The 24984-nt window shown below is 61.0% G+C and carries 14 protein-coding genes; 9 read left to right on the plus strand and 5 right to left on the minus strand.

The genetic code is table 11. The features are described 5' to 3' along the window. Positions 1-54: 54 nt before the first annotated feature. The 4 genes from HSW_RS08825 to HSW_RS08840 all read right to left on the minus strand — a co-directional run bounded on the left by HSW_RS08825 (position 55) and on the right by HSW_RS08840 (position 4371). A complete protein-coding gene (locus tag HSW_RS08825; RefSeq protein ID WP_044001629.1) occupies positions 55-1371 on the minus strand; it encodes an ABC1 kinase family protein in 1317 nt (438 codons plus the stop codon). Between the two features lie 139 nt (positions 1372-1510). Beyond that, on the minus strand, positions 1511-2179 hold the full coding sequence (locus HSW_RS08830; protein WP_052346273.1) for a TetR family transcriptional regulator C-terminal domain-containing protein: 669 nt from the start codon (positions 2177-2179) through the stop codon (positions 1511-1513). A 57-nt stretch (positions 2180-2236) separates the two neighbouring features. Continuing rightward, positions 2237-3544 carry a cryptochrome/photolyase family protein gene (locus HSW_RS08835; protein ID WP_044001631.1) on the minus strand — a complete coding sequence of 436 codons (1308 nt, stop codon included), beginning with the start codon at positions 3542-3544 and terminating at the stop codon, positions 2237-2239. A 113-nt stretch (positions 3545-3657) separates the two neighbouring features. Continuing rightward, positions 3658-4371 (minus strand): SDR family NAD(P)-dependent oxidoreductase, encoded by a 714-nt coding sequence (locus tag HSW_RS08840; protein ID WP_044001632.1) that lies wholly within the window; start codon positions 4369-4371, stop codon positions 3658-3660. A gap of 161 nt (positions 4372-4532) precedes the next feature. Here HSW_RS08840 and rhuM point away from each other — a divergent pair, with 161 nt between their 5' ends. The 3 genes from rhuM (at position 4533) to HSW_RS22685 (ending at position 10068) form a co-directional block, all read left to right on the plus strand. After that, complete coding sequence (gene rhuM, locus HSW_RS08845; RefSeq protein WP_044001633.1) at positions 4533-5585, plus strand: virulence protein RhuM/Fic/DOC family protein; 1053 nt, start codon at positions 4533-4535, stop codon at positions 5583-5585. Positions 5586-5832: 247 nt separating this feature from the next. Further along, a complete protein-coding gene (locus tag HSW_RS08850; RefSeq protein WP_044001634.1) occupies positions 5833-9282 on the plus strand; it encodes a pyruvate carboxylase in 3450 nt (1149 codons plus the stop codon). Between the two features lie 54 nt (positions 9283-9336). Further along, positions 9337-10068 carry a hypothetical protein gene (locus HSW_RS22685; RefSeq protein ID WP_052346274.1) on the plus strand — a complete coding sequence of 244 codons (732 nt, stop codon included), beginning with the start codon at positions 9337-9339 and terminating at the stop codon, positions 10066-10068. Positions 10069-10144: 76 nt separating this feature from the next. Here the strand turns inward: HSW_RS22685 and HSW_RS08860 are convergent, their stop codons facing one another. Then, positions 10145-10588, minus strand: coding sequence for an META domain-containing protein (locus HSW_RS08860; protein WP_044001635.1), 444 nt, complete (start codon positions 10586-10588; stop codon positions 10145-10147). 99 nt (positions 10589-10687) lie between these two features. On the opposite strand from HSW_RS08860, the gene HSW_RS08865 reads away from it, so the two are divergent. The 6 genes from HSW_RS08865 to HSW_RS08895 all read left to right on the plus strand — a co-directional run bounded on the left by HSW_RS08865 (position 10688) and on the right by HSW_RS08895 (position 24791). Further along, positions 10688-12028 carry a M20/M25/M40 family metallo-hydrolase gene (locus HSW_RS08865; RefSeq protein WP_044001636.1) on the plus strand — a complete coding sequence of 447 codons (1341 nt, stop codon included), beginning with the start codon at positions 10688-10690 and terminating at the stop codon, positions 12026-12028. 558 nt (positions 12029-12586) lie between these two features. Continuing rightward, positions 12587-15130, plus strand: coding sequence for a type IA DNA topoisomerase (locus tag HSW_RS08875; RefSeq protein ID WP_044001639.1), 2544 nt, complete (start codon positions 12587-12589; stop codon positions 15128-15130). A 495-nt stretch (positions 15131-15625) separates the two neighbouring features. Continuing rightward, entirely contained in the window at positions 15626-18592 is a 2967-nt protein-coding gene (locus HSW_RS08880) for a SusC/RagA family TonB-linked outer membrane protein (RefSeq protein WP_044001640.1), read from the plus strand. 33 nt (positions 18593-18625) lie between these two features. Next, the gene (locus HSW_RS08885) at positions 18626-20281 is read left to right on the plus strand and encodes a RagB/SusD family nutrient uptake outer membrane protein (protein WP_044004379.1); all 1656 of its coding nucleotides are present in this window, start codon (positions 18626-18628) and stop codon (positions 20279-20281) included. Between the two features lie 61 nt (positions 20282-20342). Beyond that, positions 20343-22679, plus strand: a complete 2337-nt coding sequence (locus HSW_RS08890) for a glycosyl hydrolase family 28 protein (RefSeq protein WP_044001641.1) — start codon at positions 20343-20345, stop codon at positions 22677-22679. Positions 22680-22862: 183 nt separating this feature from the next. Then, on the plus strand, positions 22863-24791 hold the full coding sequence (locus tag HSW_RS08895; protein WP_044001643.1) for a glycoside hydrolase family 88/105 protein: 1929 nt from the start codon (positions 22863-22865) through the stop codon (positions 24789-24791). The last annotated feature ends 193 nt before the right edge of the window (positions 24792-24984 follow it).

Below are 24984 nucleotides of genomic sequence, written 5' to 3' on the forward strand. Positions count from 1 at the left end.
GTTGCTCCGGGATGCTTAAACTAGGCTATGCCGGTTTAGTTTATAAACCCTCGATTATTCGGCGGGATTGGTGCGGATGGAGGCGCGTAACTCCGTGAGCAACGCGTAGAGACCCACGTAGGTGCGATTGAGGTAGATGAAATGCTCGGAGCCGCGGGGCTCGCGCTGCTGGCGCAGTTCGGGCTCCTGCATCAGGTCGTCGCCGAGGGCGTAGAGGCTTTGCATGTAGGCTGGGTCGCCAAAATCGAAGGTGGGCTGGCGGAACGGGCGGCCCACCAGCTCCAGTGACGACTGCATGGTGCGCACGTAGAAGTCGCGGCGGGCGGCTGGGTCGTCGGCGCGAAGCACGCCGCCTTCGGTCAGCAGCGCCGCTAGTTGGGCGGGGTCGGCGAGGGTTTCGGGCGTGAGCAGGGCCGTGAACAGGCGGTGCACATCGGCCGGAACTTCCTTTACACAGCCAAAATCCAGCACGCCCACGGTGCCGCCGTCGGTATCCGTGAGCAGGAAGTTGCCAGGGTGCGGGTCGGCGTGCACCTGGCGCAGCTCGTTGAGCTGGAACATGTAGAAGTCCCAGAGAGCCTGGCCGAGCTGGTTGCGAACTTCCTGGCTGGGGTTGGTGGCCAGAAACTCCTTCATGTGCTGGCCGGGCAGCCAGTCCATGGTCAGAATGCGCGCGGCCGACAACTCGGGGTAATATTGGGCGAACTGCAAATGCGCCAGACCGGCTGAAGCGGCGGCAATCTGCTGGCCGCGGCGCAGCTCCAGGGCGTAGTCGGTTTCTTCGAGCAGGCGGGTTTCCACTTCCTGCATGTAGGGCCGCACGGTGGCTTCATCAAGGCCCAGCACGCGCAGCGCAATGGGCTTCACCAGCCGGATATCGGAGCGGATGCTGTCGGCCACGCCGGGGTACTGCACTTTCACGGCCAACTCCCGGCCATCCTTGCGCGCCGCGTGCACCTGCCCGATGCTGGCCGCCTGCCGGGCCTCAATGTCGAACTCGTCGAACACCTCGAACGGCGACTTGCCGAATGCCTCCCGAAACGTCTTCACCACCAGCGGGCCCGAGAGGGGTGGGGTCTGGTACTGAGCCTGGGCAAACTGGTCGGCGTAGGCGGTGGGCAGCAGGTTTTTTTCCATGGCCAGCATCTGGGCCACTTTCAGCACCGAGCCTTTCATTTCGCTGAGCGTGCCGTACAGCTCGGCCGCGTTGGCCGCGTGCAGGTCCTCGGTGGGGCTGTCGGCGCCCACGGCCCGCTTGGCGTAGTGCTTCACGTAGTTGGCCCCCACGTTGAGGCCGGTTTTGGCGAAACGCGCCGCCCGGGCCACTTTGGTGGTGGGCAGGGAAGTAAGCGACTTGGGGGTATCGTCCATGAGGATGTATTATAAACCGAAAACGGTCATGCTGAGCTTGCCGAAGCATCTCTACCGCACTGTTGCCTTACTACAACAACGAAGCGGCAGAGATGCTTCGGCAAGCTCAGCATGACCGTTCTGATACAACTGAAAAACCTTACCGGCGCACCAGGAACCGCACAAAATCGGCAGCGGAGTCCAAGGTGTTGCGGCCTACCAGATCGAAGCTCAGCGTTACGGCCTTTTCGATGGCGGCGTCGGTGCGCTCGAAGTTTACGGTGTCGTCTTTGGCGAAGAAGCCGAGCACGAACAGCTGCTGTTGCCAGAAGAAGCGCGGGTAGCCGTGCTGCACCAGCTGGCGGCTGGCCACTTCCTCGGTACGGCGGCCCTCGCGTAGCAAGTCCTCCACGAAGGCTTCAAAATCCTGCCGGAAATCGTTGAGCACGCGGGGCGTGATGCCGGGCATTTTGGAGAGCGAGCGGCGCAGGCTTTGCAGGGCATAGCTGCGGTTGTGCTTGAGAATCTCGATGAGCGTGTAGTAGTAGCCCAGCAGCTTTTCGCGGGCACCGTATTGCTCCCACACCGGCTCACGGGCGGCCGTGGCGCGGGCCTCTCGGCCAAAGTCAGCCCAGATTTCCCGGTCGATGGCGTCGAAATTGGCGTAGCTGGCGTAGAATTCCTGCTCGGGCAAGCCCAGCTTCTGGGTCAGCTTGAACACCGAAATCGGCGGCTTGCCTTTGCGCAGCACGTAGTCGAGGTAGGCTTGCTTGATCCGTTCTTTGGGCGAGAAAGCCGCTTCGGGAGCGGGCGTGGGTTGCTGTTTCATAGTAGCAGGATAACCGCTTCGGCGGCTGAAAGTTGTGAGAAACCCGGCCGGATTTGGCTAGGCGTGCAGGTCGCGGGAGGCGCGGTAGGCGGCCAAGGCCCGGTCGCGGGTGGCGGGGTGCTCCACCATGGGTTTGGGGTAGCGCGGCGTGCCAAACTCGGGCACCCACTGTTTCACGTAGGCGTGCTGCTTATCGAACTTGGCCAGCTGCGAATCGGGGCTGAATATGCGGAACCAGGGCTGCGAGTCGGCGCCGGTGCCGGCTACCCACTGCCAGTTGCCCACGTTGGAGGCCATTTCGTAGTCGAGCAGCTTCTCGGCAAAGTAGGCCTCGCCCCATTTCCAATCGATGAGCAGGTTTTTGATGAGGAAGCTGGCCGTGGCCATCCGCACGCGGTTGTGCATGAAGCCGGTGGCGTTGAGCTGGCGCATGCCCGCGTCGATGAGCGGGTAGCCGGTGCGGCCCTCGCACCACGCCCGAAACTCGTCCTCGTTGTTGCGCCACTTAATGTCGCGCAGCTTGGGGGCGTAGCTTTCGTGGGCGGTATGGGGGAAGTGCCAGAGCAGTTGCATGAAGAAATCGCGCCAGATCAGCTCACTCAGCCAGATTTCGGCCTTAGCCTCCAAGGCCCGCTGCACCAGATGCCGAATGCTCACGGTGCCGAAGCGCAGGTGCAACCCCATGCGGCTGGTAGAGTCGCGGGCGGGCAAGTCGCGGGTGTCGGCGTACTGCTCCAGTGTGCGGGTAACCAGCCGCCGGCCCGGAATGTGTTCGGGGCTGCGCTCAAAGCCCATATCGGCCAGGGTGGGGCGGGAGCCGGCCGGCACGCGGGCCAGCTTATCGAGGTGGTCGGCGGAAGGGTGGGGGCGGTAGTCGGCCTCGGTGAGGCGGGCCAGCCAGGCGCGCTTGTAGGGGCCGTAAATCTTGTAGGGCTGGCCGGTTTTGGTCTGCACCTCGTCCTTCTCGAAGACGACCTGATCCTTATAGGTGTGCAGCGTTACGTTGTGCTTATTCAGCAACTCGGTCACGGCTGCGTCGCGGGTTTTGGCGTAGGGCTCGTAGTCGTGGTTGGTGTGCACGGCGGCTACGTCCAGCTCCTTGAGCAGCTCGGCAAATACCTTTTCCGGCTTTCCGTAGCGCACCAGCATGGTGCCGCCGGCCGCCTCGGCTTCCGCCACTAGCCGCTGCACCTCGTCAAAGATGAACATGACGCGGGTATCCTGGCGGTTTTCCAGCTTGTCGAGGATTTTAGGGTCGAAGATGAACAGCGGCACCACCGGCTGCTCGCCCTGCAGCGCGGCGGCCAGCCCGGCATTATCCTGAAAACGCAAGTCGCGCCGGTGCCAGAACAGGGATACTTTCATAGGAGAGAAGTGAGATAATGAGAGCTGAGAAGTGAGACTACGTTGAGCTCCCCATTGTGGAGGTTGAACATCGTCTCATTTCTCAGTTCTCACCGTCTAAGGTCTGAAAAAGGCTACTTCAACCGGCTCATGCCGCCGTCTACGGGCAGTACCTGGCCGGTGATGAAGGAGCCGTGGTCGGAGAGGAGGAAGGAGGCCATGTAAGCCAGATCCTCGGGCTCGCCGATGCGCTGCAGCGGGTGGCGCTTGGCGCTGGCTTCGGCTTTTTCGGGCGTGTTGAGGAGGGCGGCGGCCAGCGGGGTGTTGGTGAGCGACGGGGCCACGGCGTTTACCCGCACGCCGCTGGCGGCGTATTCGGCGGCCAGCGCGCGGGTGAGGCCCTCTACGGCGGCTTTGGAGGTGGCAATGCTGGCGTGGAACGCCATGCCCGTATCGGCGGCAACGGTGCTGAACAGCACCACCGAGGCTCCGCCGGCTTTCTTCAGCCGCTTCATGCTGGCCTGCAGCACCTGCACCGCGCCCAGCACGTTCAACTCAAAATCCCCGCGGAAATCCTCCACCGGAATCCGCTCGAAGGGCCGCAGCTTGATGCTGCCGGGGCAGTACACCACGCCGTGCAGCACTTCCGGCAGGCTATCCAGCGCCGTGCCGATGGGTTTGGTCACGTCCAGCTCCAGGAAGGTGGTGCCCAACTCGGCCAGCTCGGCCGACTGGTGGCGGGAGGCGGTGTAGAGGTTGGCGCCCAGGCCGTGCAGCAGCCGCGCCGTAGCGAGGCCAATACCTGAGGAAGCCCCTACGATGAGGATGTTTTTGTCGGCAAATTCCATGTGTGCGAAGTCAGGAGTGAGGGAGTGGGTTCAGAACTGACCGATTACGGGAAAGTTTTGGGCGTTGGCCATTGGAGCGGGGTGTCAATCGGGCTTGGCGGCCCGTTGCTGATTCTGCATATTGCTGATTGGACACGTGTTTCGCCTTTTTATCCCGCTATATGGAGCCAACCCAGGATATTCTGCTCTACCAATCGGCCGATGGCCGTGCCCAACTCGAAGTACAGCTCCAGAACGAAACCCTCTGGCTCACCCAGGCCCAGATGGTGGCGTTGTTTGGTCGCGACCAAAGCGTTATTAGCCGCCACTTGCGCACTGTTTTTCAGACAGGTGAACTAGTCGAATCCGACTGTGTGAGAAGCGCGACTGACTTTCCCGTTTTCACGGCTGAAAAGTCGGAAACGACTTCTATGCAAAAAATGCATAGAAGTTCAGAAGGAGCAAAAAAGAGGGACGGCCGCCCGGCCGACTACTATAACCTCGACGTCATCATCTCCGTCGGGTACCGGGTGAACTCCCGGCAGGGCACGCAGTTCCGGCAGTGGGCCACGCAGGTGCTGCGGCAGTATCTGGTGCAGGGTTTTGCGCTGAACGAGAAGCGGTTGCGCGAGGACGCCCGTAAGCTTACGGAGCTGAAACGGCTGTTGCAGCTGCAGGGCGAGCTGCTGGAAAACCAGGAGCTGACGCCCGACCAAACCACGGCCCTGCTGCGCGTGCTCAGCGACTATGCCCGGGCCCTCGACGTGCTTGACCAATACGACCACCAGCGCCTGCGCATCACCGGCACCACGCCCGATACGCCCTTCGAGCTGACCTACGAGGCCGCTTTGCAGGCTGTGGACGGCCTGCGCCAGCAGTTCGGGGGCAGCGTGCTGTTCGGGCGGGAGAAGGATGAGTCGTTCCAAAGCTCAGTTCGCACGATTTACCAGAGTTTTGACGGCGTAGAGCTGTACCCCAGCGCGGAAGAAAAAGCAGCCCACCTGCTCTACTTCGTGGTGAAAAACCATTCCTTTTTCGATGGCAATAAGCGCATTGCGGCCTTCCTATTCGTGTGGTTCATGGATAAGAACCACTGCCTCTACAAACCCGACGGCTCCCGCCGCCTCGCCGACAATGCCCTGGTGGCCCTTACCCTGCTAATTGCCGAAAGCAAGCCGGAGGACAAGGATGTCATGGTGAAGCTGGTGGTCAACCTGATCAACCAGGAAAACTGATGCTTTGCTATAGAGACGCAGTAGGTTGCGTCTCTTCTTTGAACAGTACGGTAACGCACGTTTTAAACAACCTCAGTAACGACGAGATGCAACCTATTACGTCTCTACCCTCGCCTAAGCCTGACCATCCCACACCACTGTTTTCTGCGAAAAATAATCGTTTAGCAAAAATTCGCTGACGAATCCCGCCCCGTTGCGTAGCTTGCACCGCTTCCCTGTTCCACCTTTCAACTTCTCCTGAAAACCGATGAACATCCGCAAACTGCTGGTCGCCAACCGGGGCGAAATTGCCATTCGCGTGCTGCGCGCTGCTACCGAGCTGGGCATCCAGACCGTTGCCATCTACACCTACGAGGACCGCTACTCCCTGCACCGCTACAAGGCCGACGAAGCCTACCAAGTGGGCCGCGACGACGAGCCGCTGAAGCCTTACCTCGATATTGAGGGCATCATCCGCACCGCCAAGGCCAATGGGGTTGATGCTATTCACCCCGGCTACGGCTTCCTGAGCGAAAACGCCACCCTGGCCCGCCGTTGCGGCGAGGAAGGCATCATCTTCGTGGGGCCGCGCCCGGAGGTAATGGATGCCCTCGGCGACAAAGTGGCTGCCAAGCGGGTGGCCGTGGCGTGCCAGGTGCCCATCATCGAAAGCAGTGAGCGGGACCTGACCGACCTCGACGTGGCCCTGGAAGAAGCCCACCGCATCGGCTACCCGCTGATGCTGAAAGCGGCCAGCGGCGGTGGCGGGCGGGGTATGCGCGTGATTCGGGACGATGAGCAGCTGGAGCGCGGCTTCTTCGAGGCCCGCAACGAGGCCCTCAAGGCCTTCGGCGATGATACCGTGTTCCTGGAGAAGTTTGTGGAGCAGCCCAAGCACATTGAGGTGCAGCTGGTAGCCGACAACCACGGCGGCCTCACCCACCTCTACGAGCGAGACTGCTCGGTGCAGCGCCGCTACCAGAAGGTGGTGGAAGTAGCACCTTCACTCAATTTGCCCGACCACCTGCGCCATCTGCTATACGAGTATGCGCTGCGCCTGGGCCGGGCCGTGAACTACAACAACGTGGGCACCGTGGAATTCCTGGTGAACCCCGAGCAGGACCGCATCTACTTCATCGAGGTGAACCCGCGCATTCAGGTAGAGCACACCGTGACGGAGATGATTACAGGCATCGACCTGATCAAAACCCAGCTCCACATTGCCGACGGCCGCCGCCTCCAGGACCCCGAAATCGGGCTGGGGCCGGACGTGACGCCGCTCAAAATCGGGGTGGCCATCCAGTGCCGCATCACTACTGAAGACCCGGAACAGGATTTCAAGCCCGACTACGGCACCATCACGGCCTACCGCTCGGCGGGTGGCTTCGGCATCCGTCTCGATCAGGGCTCGGTGTACACCGGCGTGAAAGTGTCGCCGTTCTTCGATTCCCTGTTGGTGAAAGTCTCGACGCACGCCCCTTCGCTGGCCGAGGCCGCCACTAAGATGGCCCGCACCCTCGATGAGTTCCGGTTGCGCGGGGTGAGCACCAACATCCAGTTTCTGCAGAATATTATTGCCCACCCGGTATTCATGGCCGGCGAGGCCAACGTCGACTTCATCAAGGACCACCCGGAGCTGTTCCGGTTTAAGCGGCGGCAGGACCGCGCCACCCGCGTACTCAGTTTCCTGGGCGACGTGATTGTGAACGGCAACCCCGACGTGCGCGGCCTGCTCGACCCCAAGCGCGAACTGCGCAAGGCCCGTCTGCCTGAGGCTGACCTGGCCGCCGCGCCGCCCGCCGGCACCAAGCAGAAGCTCACTGAGCTGGGCCCTGACTGCTTTGCCCAGTGGCTGCGGGCCGAAAAACAGGTGCATTACACCGACACCACCCTACGCGACGCCCACCAGAGCCTGCTGGCCACCCGCATGCGCACCTTCGATATGCTGAAGGTGGCCGAGCGCTACGCCCGTCAGCATCCGCAAACCTTCTCGTTGGAATGCTGGGGCGGGGCTACGTTCGATGTGGCCTTGCGCTTTCTGCACGAAGACCCCTGGGAACGACTGGCCAAGCTGCGCGCCGCCGTGCCCAATATCTTGCTCCAGATGCTGATCCGCGGGGCCAATGGCGTGGGCTACAAGGCCTATCCTGATAACCTCACGGAGCAGTTTGTGCAGCAGGCCGCCGAAACCGGCATCGACGTATTCCGCATCTTCGATTCGCTGAACTGGATGCCGGGCATGGAGGCCTGCATCGGGTTCGTGCGGAATAAAACCGACCGGCTGGCCGAGGCCAGCATCTGCTACACCGGCGACATTCTGGACCCTAAACGCAACCAGAAGTACAACCTCGACTACTACCTGCGCCTGGCCCGCCAGATTGAAGACGCCGGCGCGCACATCCTCTGCATCAAGGATATGGCCGGGCTGTTGAAGCCCTACGCCGCCACCGAGCTGATTTCGGCCCTGCGCGCCACCGTCAGCCTCCCCATCCATTTGCACACCCACGACACCAGCAGCCTGCAGGCTGCCACCTACCTGAAGGCCGTGGAAGCGGGCGTAGATGTGCTCGACGTGGCTCTGGGCAGCCTTTCGGGCCTTACCTCGCAGCCCAACTTCAACTCGGTGGTGGAGATGCTGCGCGGGCAGGAGCGCCACCGTGAGTTCGACCAGAAGTCGCTCAACGAATTCTCGAACTACTGGGAAACCGTGCGCGAGTATTACTACCCGTTCGAGTCGGGCCTGAAGGCGGGTACCTCGGAAGTATTCCAGCACGAAATTCCGGGCGGGCAGTACTCTAACCTGCGGCCCCAAGCCGCCTCGCTGGGCCTGCTGGATAAGTTCGAAACCGTGAAAACGACCTTCGCCGACGTCAACCTGCTGTTTGGGGACATTGTGAAGGTAACGCCCAGTTCCAAAGTGGTGGGCGACATGGCCCTGTTCCTGGTCAGTAACAACCTCACCACCCACGACGTGCTGGAGAAAGGGGCGGGCCTGAACTTTCCCGAATCGGTGCGGGAGCTATTCCGCGGCGACATCGGGCAGCCCGAAGGCGGCTGGCCGGCGGAACTGCAAAAGCTCATCCTCAAAGACGAGCAGCCCTTTACCGACCGCCCCAACGAGCACCTGGCCCCCATTGATTTTGCGGCCGAGGAGCAGCGGTTCGAGGAGAAATTCGGGCGGGCCGGCAAGTTCACCGATGTGCTGTCGTGGCTGCTGTATCCGAAAGTATTCGAGCAGTACTGGCAGTTCCGCGAAGACCACGGCGACGTGGCCGTGGTGCCGACCCCGGTCTTCTACTACGGCCTGCAGCCTGGCGAGGAAACCATCATTGACATTGCCCGGGGCAAGAGCATCATTGTGGGCCTACAAAGCATTGGGCCGGTGAACGAGGACGGCTGCCGCACCATCTTCTTCAACCTAAATGGCCAAACCCGCAACCTTGAAATCCGAGATACGAGCGTAGAAGTCAAGTGCATCTTCAACCTCAAGGCCGACAAAGGCAACCCGCGCCAGTTGGGGGCCCCGCTCCAGGGCATGCTCAGCCGCGTGCTGGTGGAAAGCGGCCAGCAGGTGCGCAAAAACGAGCCGCTGTTTATCATCGAGGCCATGAAGATGGAAACCACCATCACCGCCCCCGACGATACCACTATTCAGGCCGTGAGCCTAACGGAAGGCAGCATGGTAAACGCCGACGACCTAGTACTGACGCTGGGGTAAGTCCCGGAATCAGCCGCAAAAGCGTACATTAGGGCTTGCCTCCTTATCCTAAAAATGATGCGTATTTATTTTGCTTCCGTATTTCTGCTGGCCGTTTGCGCTACGTCCGGCCAGGCGCAGCAGTCCATCAGTCAGGCGGGTACTGCTGCGCAGGCAAACATCGATGCCTTAGCAAACGGTGCGGCAGCCGTGTTACCTAAAGGTGAGTCTTACGGTCTGATTGGTTCACCTTATGTGGAAAACAGCTGGCTGCCGGCGCGGCTGAAGATGACTACCGGTGTACCTTTGGCACCGGTGCCGGTGAAGTACGATGTTCTGAACCACCGGCTGCTGATGCTGCCGCTCCACCGCAAGGACTCTTTGGTGCTCGATGACCGGAAGCTGGCCAGCTTTGAGCTGGATGTACCAGCCCGTGGTCTGCAGCCGGCGCGGGTGCGCAGGTTCCGACGCTTTACCGAGGCTCCGGTGCTCAGCCAGCGTGCGGAGTACGTGGAAGTGCTGCACGAAGGCAAGTACGCGTTTCTGAAACGTTATGCCAAAACCCTGCGCAAAGCCAATTACCAGGGCCCGTACAGCACAGGGGAACGGTATGACGAGGTCGAAGACAAAATCACCTATTACCTGTTGCGGCCCGATGGACAGCTACTGCCGGTAAAGCTCGGGCTGAAACCCCTGCAGGCGGCTGCCCCCGCGCTGGCCGCCGCGCTAAAGGCAACTCCCGAAGCTGCCACTGCCAAAACCGATGCCGATTGGGGCGCGGTACTGGCCAAAGTAGACACGCAGTAAAGCAACCACCGGTTTGTAAAAAGCCCGGCCGTCCGAATTGTCGGGCGGCCGGGCTTTTTACAAACCGGTGGTTACCCTATTGACCTTTGTGCAACTCCGCCAGAGGTAGCCCTGCAGGTTCCCCGTATAGCCGCAGTGTGTCACGGCTGATGCGGTAGGTGCGGGCGGCGTTCAGCGCACTCATAAACCCGGTTTCGATGGTTAGATCAGGGCAGGCCATTTTGGTAGCCATCAACGGTCCAAAGCGTAGCTGACCGGTGGCGGGCAACTCAATATTACCCCGAAAACGGTTGCACCCCGCCTGTCCTTCTGCCTGTAGCTCGGTGGTATTGAGTTGCAGATACACCTCCTTGCCAGCCGTAGGGGTAGTTGGTTGTTTGTCGAGAGCGTGCAGAAGCCAGCGGGTGCCCCGTAGCTCGGCGGGTGGAGTAGCTGGAGCAGCAGAAGTGGTAGTTTCCGTTGTAGGAGCTGTTGTCTGACAGGCCCCCAGCAGCAGGAGCAGAGGCAAGGAAAGGCGCATGCTATAAGGAAGGTGAAGTGAGAAAATAAACCAGCAGAAACCGGCTGGTTACGGCACACAAATTGTACCGGCTAAAGAACAAAATGGTTATTTTGCGGTATGCGAAAATTCCCCCCCTTCGTTCTGTTCCTCGCTCTGTTCAGTGCCAACGTTTATGCTCAGAAAAAACCAGCCATTGCCCCACTGACAGCCGGTGTTTCGGCCGCTACGGTAGAACGGATAGTGCGTACCCTAGCCGCTGATGATATGCAGGGCCGCGCCACCGGCAAGCCTGGCAGCCTGAAAGCCGCCGAGTTTCTGGCCGCTGAATTCCAGCGCATCGGTCTGGAGCCGCTGCCGGGTCTGACGTCTTTCGCCCAGACATTTCCGGCCTATGAGGCCCGTACGGCGGCCGCCTTCGTGTCCATCAACGGTAGCAATGTAAGCCCGGATAAGCTGCTGCTGATTTCCGGCCAGCCGCACCTGAACTGGACGGAGGCCGATGAACCCGCTGCCCGCGTTGTCACCATTGGTCCCAAAGACAACCTGATGAAGGACGTGCGGGCACTGCTCGACCCTAAGGAAAACACTATTGTGTTTGTGGACCCCACGCAGGCGGCCGCGTTTGCCAGAGTGGCTGGCTACGTGAAACGCGGCGGCCTGCGGGCCGATAAGCCGGCTCCGTTCACCACCTTGCTTATTCTGGCGCCTCCGGCCCCTACGCCCCTTAAGTTTCAAGTGGCCGCTACCACCACCATCCGCACGGTGGAGTTGCGTAATGTGGTGGGCGTGCTGCCTGGCAAAGATGCCGCCCGCGCCACCGAGCAGGTGGTGTTCAGCGGCCACTACGACCACCTGGGCTTCCTACCCGCCGTGGTCGGTGACTCCATTGCCAACGGGGCCGACGATGACGCCAGCGGCACTACTGCTGTGGTAGCCTTGGCCGAATATTTCAAGAAGAAGAACGATAACGCCCGCCCGCTGGTGTTCGTGGCCTTCACGGCCGAGGAAATTGGCGGTTTCGGAGCCCGGCATTTCTCGAAGCAACTCAATCCCCAGCAGGTGGTGGCCATGTTCAACATCGAAATGATTGGCAAGCAGGCCAAATTTGGACCCAACACCGCCTTCATTACCGGTTTTGATCGGTCGGATTTTGGCAAGATGCTGCAGGATAACGCCAAAGGCACTGTGTTCCGCTTCGAGCCCGACCCGTACCCCGAGCAAAACCTATTCTTCCGCTCCGACAACGCCACCTTGGCCCGCTTGGGTGTACCCGCCCACACCATCAGCACCGACCAGATTCCGACCGACAAGAAGTATCATTCCGTGGACGATGAAGTCGAAAGCTTGGATCTGCCCAACATGACGGCCGTTATTACGGCCATTGGCCGGGCTGCCGTCGGCATCGTCAGCGGCCAGCAGACCCCCACCCGCATTGCGCCTGAAACGGTAAAGCAATAGCTGCCGGTAGCTTGTCAGCCCGTCAGATTGAGTTTTGGACTTAACCTGACGGGCTGCTTTTTTATTTTCTGTAAACGGTTCTCAGCTTACACTAAACTATCTATGATACTATTACCCGAGTATCGTAGGCTACTGGTTATCAATGGAGGTCTGCTGATTTTGGGTATACTTCTGTATGGATTTACCTACATAGCAGGTTTGCCAGACCGTAGGTTAGATGAGAGTGTGTTTACAGTACTCTTGCTTCTACTCGTGTTCCTTTTTGCTACTGTGTTGATTAATAGCTGGTACGCTGTGAAAATGCTGTTCAAAAAGAAATTCAAACTAACTCTATGCTACACGTTGGCTGCTTTGGTATGGTGGCCTCTATTCTATTTTTTGCTTGATGGCATTGGGCACTTGGGTGACAAGATTGGGGGCTGAATAGCAGGTCGCCAGCTAGAATATTTGACAGCTCAAAAACGGGGAGAAGAGTCCAGTGCACCGGACTTTTCTCCCCGTTATCTTTGTTGATTCCCTGCTGGCCCCGGCTGGCGTACTTCATCCAATCCGCTACGAGTGAAAGTTTGCATTGCCGAAAAGCCCAGCGTGGCCCGCGAAATTGCCCAGGTGCTGGGTGCCAACCGCAAAATGGACGGCTACTTCGAGGGCAACGGCTACCAAGTTACCTGGACGTTCGGCCACTTCTGCCAGCTGCGCGAGCCCGAGGACTACCGCCCCGAGTGGAAGCGCTGGAGCATTCATGATTTGCCCATGTTGCCCGAGCAGTTTGGCATCAAGCTCATGCGCCGCGACGACGGCGTGGTGCGGCAGTTCAACGTGATTAAGAACCTGCTGGCCTCCGCCGAGGAAGTTATCAACTGCGGCGACGCCGGGCAGGAAGGGGAGGTGATTCAGCGCTGGGTGCTGCTGGAGGCCAAGTACCGCAAGCCCACCAAGCGCCTCTGGATTTCCTCGCTCACCGAAGAAGCCATCCGCCAGGGCTTCCAAAACCTGCGCGAGGGCTCGGAGTTCGACTCGCTGTACCAGGCCGGTAAGAGCCGCGCCGTGGGCGACTGGCTGCTGGGCCTGAACGCTACCCGGCTGTTCACGCTCAAGTACGCGCCCGGGCAGCGGCAGGTGCTCAGCATCGGGCGAGTGCAGACGCCCACGCTGGCATTGCTGGTAGACCGGCACCACGAAATTCAGAACTTCCGGCCCGAGCCCTACTGGGTGCTGCGTACCGAGTACCGGGGCACCATGTTCAGCCACGTGGCCGTGGTGAAAAAGGGCAAGGACGACGACGAGCCCGACGAAAAGGCCCGCCTGAAGGCCCGCGGCTACTTCGTGACCCAGGAGGAGGCCGATGCAGCCCTGGCCCAGGTAACCGGCCAGCCCCTCACGGTGACCAACGTGGAAATCAAAAAGGCGCTGGAGAGTCCGCCCGCGCTGTTCGACCTGACCTCCCTGCAGGTGCAGTGCAACAACCAGTTGGGCCTATCGGCCGAGGATACGCTCAAGACGGTGCAGGGCCTCTACGAGAAGAAAGTGGTGAGCTACCCCCGCGTGGATACCACCTACCTGCCCGACGACCAATACCCCAAAATTCCCGGCATCCTGCGCGGGCTGGGCGGGGCGCACGCGGCGCTGGCGGCCCCGCTGCTGGCGGGCGGCAAAATCCGCAAGAGCACCAAGGTGTTCAACAACCAGAAGGTAACGGACCACCACGCCATCATCCCCACCGGAGCCAGTGCGGGCAGTCTGCACGGCACCGAGCAGCAGGTGTACGACATCATCACGCGCCGCTTCCTGGCCGCGTTTTACCCCGATTGTGAAGTCTCGAACACTACCGTGACGGCCGACGTGGCCGGGCGCACCTTCCGGGTACGGGGCCGGCAGATTCTGAGCCCCGGCTGGCGCGAAGTATACGGCGACCCGGAGAAGCAGCAGGCCCCCTCGGCCCCCAAAGCGGCCGGCGAAGGCGACGACGACGTGGTGAGCACCGTGCTGCCCAGCTTTCAAAAGGACGAAACCGGCCCCCACAAGCCCCGCCTCGACGCCAAGCAAACCCAGCCCCCGCGCGAATACACGGAGGCCATGCTGCTGCGGGGCATGGAAACCGCCGGCCGCAACGTGGACGACGACGAGCTGCGCCAGGCTATGAAGGAAAACGGCATCGGCCGCCCTTCTACCCGCGCCGCCATTATCGAAACCCTGTTCAAGCGCGGCTACATCCGCCGCGACCGGAAGAAAATTGTGCCCACGCCCACCGGCGTGGAGCTCATCGGCCTCATCCGCAACCCCACGCTGAAGTCAGCGGAGCTGACGGGCCAGTGGGAGCGGAAGCTGCGCCAGATTGAAGGCGGCCAGCTCGACCAGGAGCAGTTTCTGGGCGAGCTGAAACAGCTGGTGCGCGAAATGGTGCACGAGGTGAAGCATGACGGCTCCGGCCGCGCCGTCACGGTAGCCAACGCCGCGCAAGCCGCGCCGGCAGCTGGTAAACCTGCGGCTACTCGTCCGACTCCGGCAGCCGCCACGCCGGCCGTGCCGGGGGCATTGGGCCCATGCCCAGCCTGCGGCAGCGGCCACATCCTGCGGGGCAAGTCAGCGTTTGGTTGTTCGCGCTGGAAGGAGGGTTGCCAGTTCCGGCTGCCGGTGGAATTCGAGGGCAAGAAATTCACCGATAAGCAGGTGGGCGACCTGCTCAAAAAAGGCCGCACTCAGGTGATGCAGGGCTTCCTGGACGAGGTCGGTAATAAGTTCGGGGCCGCCATCCGCCTCACGCCCGCCCGCACCCTGGAACTGGTGCGCGCCGCCGAAAGCAAGCCTACCACCCCGCAGGACCCCGGCCAGATACCCTGCCCGGTGTGCCGCTTGGGCCAGATGCTGAAGGGCAAGAGCGCCTGGGGCTGCTCCCGCTTCCGCGAGGACTGCCAGTTCCGGGCCCCATTCGAGTGGGGTGGCAAAACCCTCACCGATGCCCAGATGAACCAGCTTCTGCGCAAAGGCAAAACCGGCGTCATCCGCGGCTTCATTTCCTCGAAATCTGGCGCGCGGTACGAAGCCGCTTTGCAGGTCGGGGCCGATGGGCGCATTGAGCCGGTGTTTGATAACAAGGGGTAATGCAAAGGTGGTGGCGTCCTGAACCCGCGAATAGAACTGCGCGCGTCTGAACAGCTGCGCAAACGTCTGTGCCCTCTGCGGGAACCGATGGTAGGACGGCTCTGCACCAGTGACACAAACTTCTCAATCCGATAAAATGCCGCTGGCTTCCGGGCTGCTGGTGAGCATGCTGCTGAGCGCACTTCTGTGGCTGGGTGGCGATTGGTAGAATAGCGAAAGGCAGAATATGATCGGCCTGAATATGCGCTAAATACAATTTATAGGCAGGGTGTCCGAAACTGCTTTTAAGCTGACGGAGGTGGTGTGGCATTACTATATGCCGGGCAGGGGCGGATAAAAAGCGCGTAATTCGGCTACTGGCAACGTTCCCGACAACGATTGCGCAAATAATCAGCGGGTTGAAAGGCAGGAACTCCCGGAGATAGACCTAACATTAGTGAGGGCTTACTTCTTCAGGCTCTCAGCTCTTTCTTCGACCAGTCAAAATTCCCCGCTATGAAAAAAAGCCTACTGTTGAGCTCATTGGTGCTGCTGACGGCGGGAACGGCGCTGGCCCAGCAGACCCGCCCGGTGCAGGGCCGGGTGCTGGATGCAGCTACCGGCGAAGCCCTGCCCGGCGTCACGGTCATTATCAAAAACACCACCATCGGGGCCACAACCGATAACGACGGCAGCTTCTCGCTGAGCGTGCCCGCCGGCACGGAAGCGGTGCTCACCTTCAGCTACATCGGCTACGTGCCCCAAACGGTACCGGCCGGCAACCTCGACAAGCTCAAAGTGTCACTCAAGCCCGATCAGAAGGCGCTGGATGAGGTGGTAGTTATTGGCTACGGGCAGGTGAAGAAGAGCGACGTAACCGGGGCCATCGTCTCGGTGAAGGAGGAGGATTTGAAGAAGGTGCCCTCGGCCAACGTGATGGAAACCCTCCAGGGCCGCCTGCCGGGCGTAGATATTACCCGCAGCAGCGGCTCGGCCGGCTCGGGCGTGAACATTGCCGTGCGCGGCAACCGCTCCATCACGGCTCAGAACGGCCCGCTGTTTATCGTAGATGGCGTGCAGTACAACTCCATTCAGGACATCAACCCCAACGACATCCAGAGCATGGAAGTGCTCAAGGACGCCGCGTCCACGGCCATTTACGGCTCGCGGGGAGCCAATGGGGTAATTATCGTCACGACCAAAAAAGGCACCTCGGGGCAGCCGCGCGTAACGGTGAACTCCTACTACGGCATCACCGATGCCGTGTACTACCCGCGCGTGAACGATGCGGCGGCCTACGTGGCCCAGAAGCGCGAAGCCAACCGCACCACCGGCACCTGGACGGATGTCTCCAACGACAGCAAGATCTTCACGCCGCTCGAAATTCAGAATATCAACAACGGCGTGAGCACCAACTGGATGGATATGCTGCTGCGCCAAGGCGTGCAGCAGGAACACCAGATTGGCCTGGCCGGCGGCTCCGACAAAACCAAGTTCTACACCTCGTTCGACTACTTCAACGAGCAGGGCCTGTTCCGGATGGACGACCTCAACCGCTACTCCATCCGTTTCAACCTCGACCAGAAAATCAACGCCAAGGTGAAGGTGGGGCTGCAAAGTCAGCTCACCTACTTCAACCTCGACCGGCGGCGCGACCCCACCAACCAGGCCAACAAAATCAACCCGCTGCTTACGCCCTACGAGGAGAACGGTAACCTGGCCATTTTTCCCAACGCGGGCAACTTCATCAACCCGCTTATTGATGAGCAGCCGGGCAACTACCAGAACAACCAGCGCACCACCCGCACCTTCACCACGGCCTACGCCAGCTACCAGATTCTGCCCAGCCTGAGCCTGCGCTCCAACCTGGGCCTCACGCTGTCTAACGCCCGCACCGGCATCTACCAGGGTTCCAACACCCTGGACCGCAACGGCTCGGTGGCGCAGTCGGCCTACGGGACGGAGTTCGTGACCAACTGGAGCTGGGAGAACATTCTCAACTTCAACAAAACCTTCGGCGACCATACCGTTACGGCCACCGGCATCACCTCCCTGCTCACGTTCAACAACGAAAGCTCCAATGCCCAGGGCCGCAACCAGCTGCTCGATTACCAGGGCTACTACGCCCTGGCCAATGCCAACCAGCAGGTGGGCATCAACAGCGGCTACGTGAACAGCAAGCTGATTTCCTTCACGGGCCGGGTGCAGTACAACTTTAAGAGCCGCTACCTGCTCACGCTCACCGGCCGCTCCGATGGTTCCTCGGTGCTGGCCCCCGGCAACAAGTGGGCATTTTTCCCCTCGGTGGCAGCCGCCTGGCGCATTATTGAGGAAGATTTCATGAAAGGCGTCACGCCCGTTACGGATCTGAAGCTGCGGGTGAGTTACGGCCGTGCCGGCAACTACGATATTCCGGCCTACTCCACCCAGTCGTTGCTGGTGCGGATTCCGTTTGGCTTCGGCGAAACGTCCTCGCCAGCTTACACTTTCGCCAACCGTATCGGGAATAAGGCGCTGGGCTGGGAGCTGTCGAACACGCTCAACTTCGGCCTCGATTTCGGGCTGCTGCAAAACCGTCTGACCGGCACCGTGGACGTGTACGACACGCGCACCAGCAACTTGCTGCTCAACCGTGTGCTGCCGGCCACTTCGGGCTACTCGGTAGTCACGGAAAACGCTGGCAAAACCCGCAACCGGGGCATTGAGGTGGGCCTGAACGCGCTGGTGATGGAAAAGGAAAGCTTCCGCTGGAACGCCGGACTCACCTGGTTCAAGAACAAGGAGGAAATTACGGCTCTCACCATTTCGGGCAACGACGTGAGCAACCGGTGGTTTATCGGCTCGCCGGTGAATGTGTTCTACGACTACGAAAAGCTGGGTATCTGGCAGACCTCGGAAGCCGACGAAGCCAGATCCTTCGGCCAGAAGCCCGGCCAGATCAAGGTGCGTGACCTGAACGGCGACGGCCGCATCACGGCCACCGATGACCGCAAGGTGCTGGGCACTACGGTGCCCAAGTGGAGCGGCTCCTTCAACACCGATTTCAGCTACAAGGGCTTCGATTTGTCGGTGCAGCTGTTCGCCCGTATCGGCCAGATGCTCAACTACGAGTACAACGGCTTCTTCGATCCGCAGGGCATTGAGAACAGCTCGCGCCAAAACTACTGGACGCCCGAAAACCCCTCCAACGACTTCCCGCGCCCCGACGCCAGCCTCTCGAAAACCACGCTGCAGAACGCCCTCTACGGCACTACGCTGCTGTACGAGGATGGCTCCTATGCCAAGCTGCGGGCAGCTACTTTCGGCTACACATTCCCGGCAGGGCTGGCCTCGCGCCTGCACATGTCGTCGTTGCGGGTGTATGTGCAGGGCAAGAACCTCTACACCTGGAGCCACATCGACAACTACGACCCCGAGCGGGGCGGGGCCATCAACACGCCTATTCCCCGGGTGCTCACGGCGGGTCTCAATCTGGGTTTTTAAGAAGTCAGGGCTAGTTTAATGCTGCATACGAAGATGAAATTCCCGACTCACCGTCCGCTCAGACTGCTACTGGCCGCCGGAGCCCTCACGCTCACACTGCCGGCCTGCGAGAAGCAGCTGGAAGAATACAACCCCTCGGGCCTGACGGCCGAGGCCGTGTACAAAACGCCGGCCGGCTTCGAGACGCTGGTGAATGCCGCCTACTCGTACAACCGCTGGTGGTACGGCAAAGAAAACGGCTACAGCGCCTCCGAAATGGGTACCGACCTCTGGCAGCGCGGGGCCGGCGACGTAAACCCCGACCTGACGGAGTACACCACGCTGCAGGGCAGCTCCACGGCCCTCACCGAGCTCTGGAACAAGCTCTACGCCGGCGTGAACGTGTGCAACGCCGGCATCGGCCGCATCGGCAGCTCGGGCATGACCGACGCGCTGAAGAAAACCCGGGAAGGCGAGCTACGCTTTTTGCGGGCCTTCTACTACTGGCAGATTGTGGAAACCTGGGGCGGCGTGCATTTCACCACCGAGGAAGCCACCAGTGTGCAGAACACCGCCAACCGTACCCCGGTGGATACCTTCTACAAGCAGATTTTCGACGACCTGACCGTGGCCGTGGCTAACCTGCCTGCTACCACCACCGATTACGGCCGCGTGACCAAGCCCGCCGCCGAGGCCTTTCTGGCTAAGATGTACCTCACCCGTGGCCAGAACCGGCAGGCTGCCGACTTGGCCCAGAAGGTTATCAGCAGCTACGGCTACGCCCTGCAGCCCCGCTTTGCTGATCTGTGGTCGATGACCAATCTGGAAAACAAGGAAATTGTGTGGGCCGTGAACTACTCCCGCGACCTAAGCCTGAACGACCGAGTAGATGCCACGCTGTATCCCGATGGCCATCCGCGCGGGGCCAACAATGGCCACCTGTTGTTCCTGATGAAGTACGACGACCAGCCCGGCGTCATTCGGGACATTCCTTACGGCCGGCCGTTCAACCGCTTCATGCCCTCGCTCTTCTACTTGAACCTGTTCAACGAGAAGGTCGATTCCCGCTACGCCGCTACCTTCCAGACGGTGTGGTTTGCCAACCGCGCCGTCACCAACATTGCCGTGGGCGATACGGCCATTGTGGCCAGCAAGTACATCATTCCGGCCGCTACTAAGGCCAAGAGGAAATACCGCATCTGGGACCAGAGCGCCGTGTACAGCCCCACCGGGGCCGTAACCGGGGACCGGATCCATTACATGACCATGAAGAAATTCCTGGACCCCACGCGCCCCACCATTGCCGAGGAGCAGAGCGCCCGCGACGCCTACGTGATTCGGCTGGCCGACGTGTATCTGACGGCGGCTGAGGCCGAGTTTAAAGCCGGCAACGCTACTAAGGCTGCCGAGCTGATTAACGTGGTGCGCCGCCGGGCCGCCATTCTGGGCAGGGAAGCCGATATGCTCATCACCCCCGCCGACGTGACCCTGGATTTCATTCTGGATGAGCGGGGCCGGGAACTGGGCGGCGAGCAGCTGCGCTGGTTTGACCTCAAACGCACCGGCAAGTTGCTGGAGCGGGTGAAGAAGTACAACCCCGACGCGGCCAACACTATTCAGGAGTTTCATTTGGTGCGACCCATTCCGCAGCGCCAGCTCGATGCTGTGTCCAACAAAGGCGAATTCACCCAGAACGCGGGCTACAGATAACCTTTTGCACCCGGTTCAGTCCGGCCCCTGGGCCAGGCTGAACCGGCTCTTTTTTTCTTCTATGAAACAACTTGCCATCCTGTTTTTCGCCGTTTTACTGTGGGCCTTCCGGCCGGCGGACGACAAGAAACCTACTATTTTCCTCGTCGGTGATTCGACTATGTCGGATAAGCCGCTGGACAAGGCCGAGCGGGGCTGGGGCATGTACTTCCGCCAGTATTTTAATGCGAGCGTAACGCTACAGAATCACGCCATGAACGGCCGCAGTACCCGCAACTTCCGCCACGAAGGCCGCTGGGCCAAGGTGCTGGAACAACTCAAGCCCGGCGACTGGGTATTCATCCAGTTCGGCCACAACGACAGCAAGCAGGAGGACACCGCCCGCTACGCCGCCCCCCAGACCGCCTACCGCCAGAACCTAACCCGCTACGTGCAGGAAGCCCGCGCCAAAGGCGCCAACCCGGTGCTGCTGACGCCCGTCGGCCGCCGCTACTTTGATGAAGCCGGCAAGCGCAAGGACGACCACGGCGAATACCCCGGCGTGGTGCGCGAGGTAGCCAAAGCCCAGAAAGTGCCCCTGATTGACGCCCACGAAGCCACCTGGGCCATGTACACCCAGCTCGGCGACGCGGGCACCAAGCCGTTGTTCTGGAGCTACCAGAACGGGGCCAACAACACCAAACTCGACAACACGCACTTCTCGGCCTACGGCGCTGAGCGGGTGGCGCAACTGGTGGCGCAGGAAGTGAAAAAGCAGAACCTGGGAATTGCCACCCACCTCAAGCCGCTGGCCTTTGCTGGCAAATACGCCTACGAGTTGCCCATCGTGTTGCAGCCCACTTTCCGCAAGGATACCTTCGACATCACCAAGTACGGCGCCGTGGCCGATGGGCAAACGCTCAACACCGAGGCGTTTCGCAAGGCAATTGACGCCTGCAGCCAGCAGGGTGGCGTGGTGTTGGTGCCGCGCGGCCTCTGGCTAACTGGCCCCATTCAACTGAAAAGTAACGTGAACCTGCACGTGGCCAAAGGTGCGCTGGTGCAGTTCAGCAACCGGCTTTCTGATTTTCAGCTGGTGAAAACCAACTGGGAAGGGGAGGACGCCGTGCGCAACCAGTCGCCCATTTCCGGCTTCGACCTCGAAAACATTGCCATTACCGGTCCGGGCACCTTCGACGGCGCCGGCGACGCCTGGCGCATGGTGAAAAAGGAAAAGCTCAACGCCGGCCAGTGGCAGCGCCTCGTGAAATCGGGCGGCGTGGTGGATGAGAAGGGCACCACCTGGTACCCCTCGGCCGGCTCGCTCAAAGGCTCCACCCTCAACAAGCCCTGGACGCTGACCGCCGGCCAGGAGCCCGACTTCAGCAAGTACGCCGAGTTCAAGGATTTCCTGCGGCCCAATATGCTCAGCCTGCAGCGCTGCAAGCAGATCCTGCTCGAAGACTTCACCATCCAGAACTCTCCGGCCTGGACCATCCACCCGCTGCTCTGCGACAACATCACCCTGCGCAACGTGACGGCCCGCAACCCCTGGTACGGCCAGAACACCGATGCCCTGGACCTGGAATCCTGCCGCAATGGCTTGGTGGAAGGCTGCACGTTTGACGTGGGTGACGACGGCATCTGCATCAAATCGGGCCGCGACGCGGAGGGCCGCCGGCGCGGCGTGCCGACCGAGAACTTCATCATCCGCGACACGAAAGTGTACCACGCCCACGGCGGCTTCGTGATTGGCTCGGAAATGTCGGGCGGCGCGCGCAACCTGTACGTGAGCAACTGCACCTTCATGGGCACCGATGTGGGCCTGCGCTTCAAGACGGCCCGGGGCCGGGGCGGCGTGGTGGAGAACATCTTCGTGGACGGCGTGGACATGACCGACATTGCCGGCGAGGCCATCCTGTTCGATATGTACTACGCCGCCAAAGACCCCGTGCAGGTGAACGGCGAGGCCTACGGCATTCCCGAAATCAAGGCCGAGCCGATGAACGAGGGCACCCCGCAGTTCCGCAACTTCCGCATCACCAACGTGACCTGCAAGGGCGCCAACACCGGCATCCTGGTGCGCGGTCTGCCCGAAATGGCGGTGCAGAACATCGAAATCGAAAACACGGTGCTGGAGTGCAACAAAGGCTTGGTGTGCCAGGAAGCCGACGGCATCCGGCTCAAAAATGTGACCCTGCTTTCCCAGGAAACCAAGCCCGTACTGGAAGTCCAGAACAGCCGCAACATCAGCTTCGACAACCTGCGCTACACGCCCGGCGCCGAGCTGTTGCTGCGTGTGACGGGTGCCCGCAGCAAAGCCGTCACCCTGCGCAACACCGACACCAAACCTGCCAAGAAAGGTGTGGAAATGGGGGAGAAGGTGGCGAAGAAAACGGTGACGGTAAGCAAGCTGTAATGAATGAAGCTCCCCTCCTTGGAAAGGAGGGGACGCGGCGGCGCAGCCGACGCTGGGGTGGTTGACCCGCGTGCTGATGTTGTTTACCGGAACATGCCGGGCTGAGTCGTCCAACGAATCAACCACCCCTAGCCCCTCCTTTCCAAGGAGGGGAACTAGTTTTCTTGCTCTAGCTTCCTACCCATGTCCTTCCGCTCTTTCCTGTTTGCCGGCCTATTCACGGCCTCGCTTTCCACCCAGGCCCAGACCGCACCCGCGGCGCGGCCGATGTCGCAGCGCATGGCCGATGCGTTTATCAGCTGGCACCCCGATTCCATCCTCATCGGCAACCGCAAAACGGCCCGCTGGGACTACGAGCAGGGACTGATGCTGAAGGCGCTGGAACGGGTGTGGCAGCGCACCGGCGACGCCCGCTACTTCACCTACATCCAGAAGGACCTCGACCAGTTTGTGCGCCCCGACGGCAGCATCCGCACTTACAAGCTGGAGGACTACAACCTCGACAACCTGACCACCGGCCACGCCTTGCTCACGCTGGGCCAGATGTCGGTGCCCCAGGCCGAGAAGTACCGGCTGGCGGCTCAGCAGTTGCGTAAGCAGCTGGAGGGGCAGCCGCGCACCAAGGCCGGCGGCTTCTGGCACAAGAAAGTGTACCCCAACCAGATGTGGCTGGATGGCCTGTACATGGCCGAGCCCTTCTACGCCGAGTACAGCCAGGCCTTCAACCAGCCCGCCGGCTTCGACGATGTGGCTAAGCAGTTTGCGCTGATTGAAAAGAACCTCACCGACCCCAAAACCGGCCTGATGTACCACGGCTACGATGAAAGTCGGGAGCAGCAGTGGGCCAATAAAACCACCGGCCAGTCGGCCAATTTCTGGGACCGGGGCCTGGGCTGGTACGCTATGGCGCTGGTGGATGTTCTGGATTATTTCCCCCAGCACCACCCGCAGCGCCAGCAGCTCATCCAAAATGTGCAGCGCCTCGCGCCGGTGCTGGTGAAGTACCAGGATGCCACCGCTGGCACCTGGGCGCTGGTGATGGACCAGGCCGCCCGCAAGGGCAATTACCAGGAGGCTTCTGGCAGCAGCATGTTCGTGTATTTCCTGCAGAAGGGTGTGCGCATGGGCTACCTCGATAAGAAATACGCCGCCGCCGCCCGCCGCGGCTACGACGGCCTGCTGAAGCAGTTTGTGGCCGAGGAAAACGGCACGCTGGCCTTCAACGGCACCGTGAGCGTGGGCGGCCTCGGTGGCAAGCCCTACCGCGACGGCAGCTTCGAGTATTACCTCACCGAGCCGCTGCGCAAGAACGACCTGAAAGGCGTGGGCCCGTTCATTCTGGCCAGCGTGGAGATGGAAACCGCTGCCAGCACCGTGGGAACCGGCAAAACCGTGGCCGTGGACAACTACTTCAACCACGAGCTGCGCAAAAACGCCCTGACCGGCCAGCCCGAAACCTGGCACTACACCTGGGATGACCGCACCCACGGCGGCTTCTACTTCTGGGGCCAGCAATTCCGCGACCTGGGCGCGAAAACCGCCACCATCAGCACCGCGCCCACGGCCGCCGCACTCAAAGGCGTGGACGTGTTCATCATCGTGGACCCCGACACCCGGAAGGAAACCCCGCAGCCCAACTTCGTGCAGCCCGCCGATGTGCAGGTGTTCACCAAGTGGGTGAAGGACGGCGGCACACTGGTGCTCATGGCCAACGACACCAGCAACTGCGAAATCCCGCGCTTCAACACCCTAGCTCGGGCCTTCGGGATGGAGTTCTTACCCCTGAACCTGAACATGGTGAAAGGCAGCGAATTCGAGCAGGGCCGAGTGACTATTCCGGCCGGCAACGCCGTCTTCAAAACCGCTAAATCGGCCTACATCAAGGAGCTGGCCCCGCTGAAAGTGCAGGCTTCGGCCACGCCGCTCGTGAAGATGGGCGAACATACCGTCATTGCTACCGCCAAAGTGGGCAAGGGCACCGTGCTGGCCGTCGGCGACCCGTGGCTGTACAACGAGTACGTGGACGGCCGCAAGATTCCGGCCTCATTCGAGAACTACAACGCCGCCCACGACCTGGCGACCTGGCTGCTGCAACAGTCCGGCCGCAAATAGCGGCGCACACCCGGGCCGGCCGTTTAGTGAGTGTGCCGCTGGCCCAGGTGCTGCCGCCCGTCATTCCGACCAACGGGAGGAGTCTGAGGTTCGGCCCAGCCGGATTCCGCAGAAGCCACCGGTTGGTCGAAATGATGGTTTTTGGTCTTACCTGCAACAACCCAACTCCATCTGTCATCCTGAGCGGAGCGAA

It is taken from the genome of Hymenobacter swuensis DY53 (assembly GCF_000576555.1).
Classification (GTDB): Bacteria; Bacteroidota; Bacteroidia; order Cytophagales; family Hymenobacteraceae; genus Hymenobacter; species Hymenobacter swuensis.

What these genes read in the sequence shown, in the direction of transcription:
- HSW_RS08825 (WP_044001629.1), bottom strand. Translation starts at nt 1,371, where the DNA reads ATGGACGATACCCCCAAGTCGCTTACTTCCCTGCCCACCACCAAAGTG.
- HSW_RS08830 (WP_052346273.1), bottom strand. Translation starts at nt 2,179, where the DNA reads ATGAAACAGCAACCCACGCCCGCTCCCGAAGCGGCTTTCTCGCCCAAA.
- HSW_RS08835 (WP_044001631.1), bottom strand. Translation starts at nt 3,544, where the DNA reads ATGAAAGTATCCCTGTTCTGGCACCGGCGCGACTTGCGTTTTCAGGAT.
- HSW_RS08840 (WP_044001632.1), bottom strand. Translation starts at nt 4,371, where the DNA reads ATGGAATTTGCCGACAAAAACATCCTCATCGTAGGGGCTTCCTCAGGT.
- rhuM (WP_044001633.1), top strand. Translation starts at nt 4,533, where the DNA reads ATGGAGCCAACCCAGGATATTCTGCTCTACCAATCGGCCGATGGCCGT.
- HSW_RS08850 (WP_044001634.1), top strand. Translation starts at nt 5,833, where the DNA reads ATGAACATCCGCAAACTGCTGGTCGCCAACCGGGGCGAAATTGCCATT.
- HSW_RS22685 (WP_052346274.1), top strand. Translation starts at nt 9,337, where the DNA reads ATGATGCGTATTTATTTTGCTTCCGTATTTCTGCTGGCCGTTTGCGCT.
- HSW_RS08860 (WP_044001635.1), bottom strand. Translation starts at nt 10,588, where the DNA reads ATGCGCCTTTCCTTGCCTCTGCTCCTGCTGCTGGGGGCCTGTCAGACA.
- HSW_RS08865 (WP_044001636.1), top strand. Translation starts at nt 10,688, where the DNA reads ATGCGAAAATTCCCCCCCTTCGTTCTGTTCCTCGCTCTGTTCAGTGCC.
- HSW_RS08880 (WP_044001640.1), top strand. Translation starts at nt 15,626, where the DNA reads ATGAAAAAAAGCCTACTGTTGAGCTCATTGGTGCTGCTGACGGCGGGA.
- HSW_RS08885 (WP_044004379.1), top strand. Translation starts at nt 18,626, where the DNA reads ATGAAATTCCCGACTCACCGTCCGCTCAGACTGCTACTGGCCGCCGGA.
- HSW_RS08890 (WP_044001641.1), top strand. Translation starts at nt 20,343, where the DNA reads ATGAAACAACTTGCCATCCTGTTTTTCGCCGTTTTACTGTGGGCCTTC.
- HSW_RS08895 (WP_044001643.1), top strand. Translation starts at nt 22,863, where the DNA reads ATGTCCTTCCGCTCTTTCCTGTTTGCCGGCCTATTCACGGCCTCGCTT.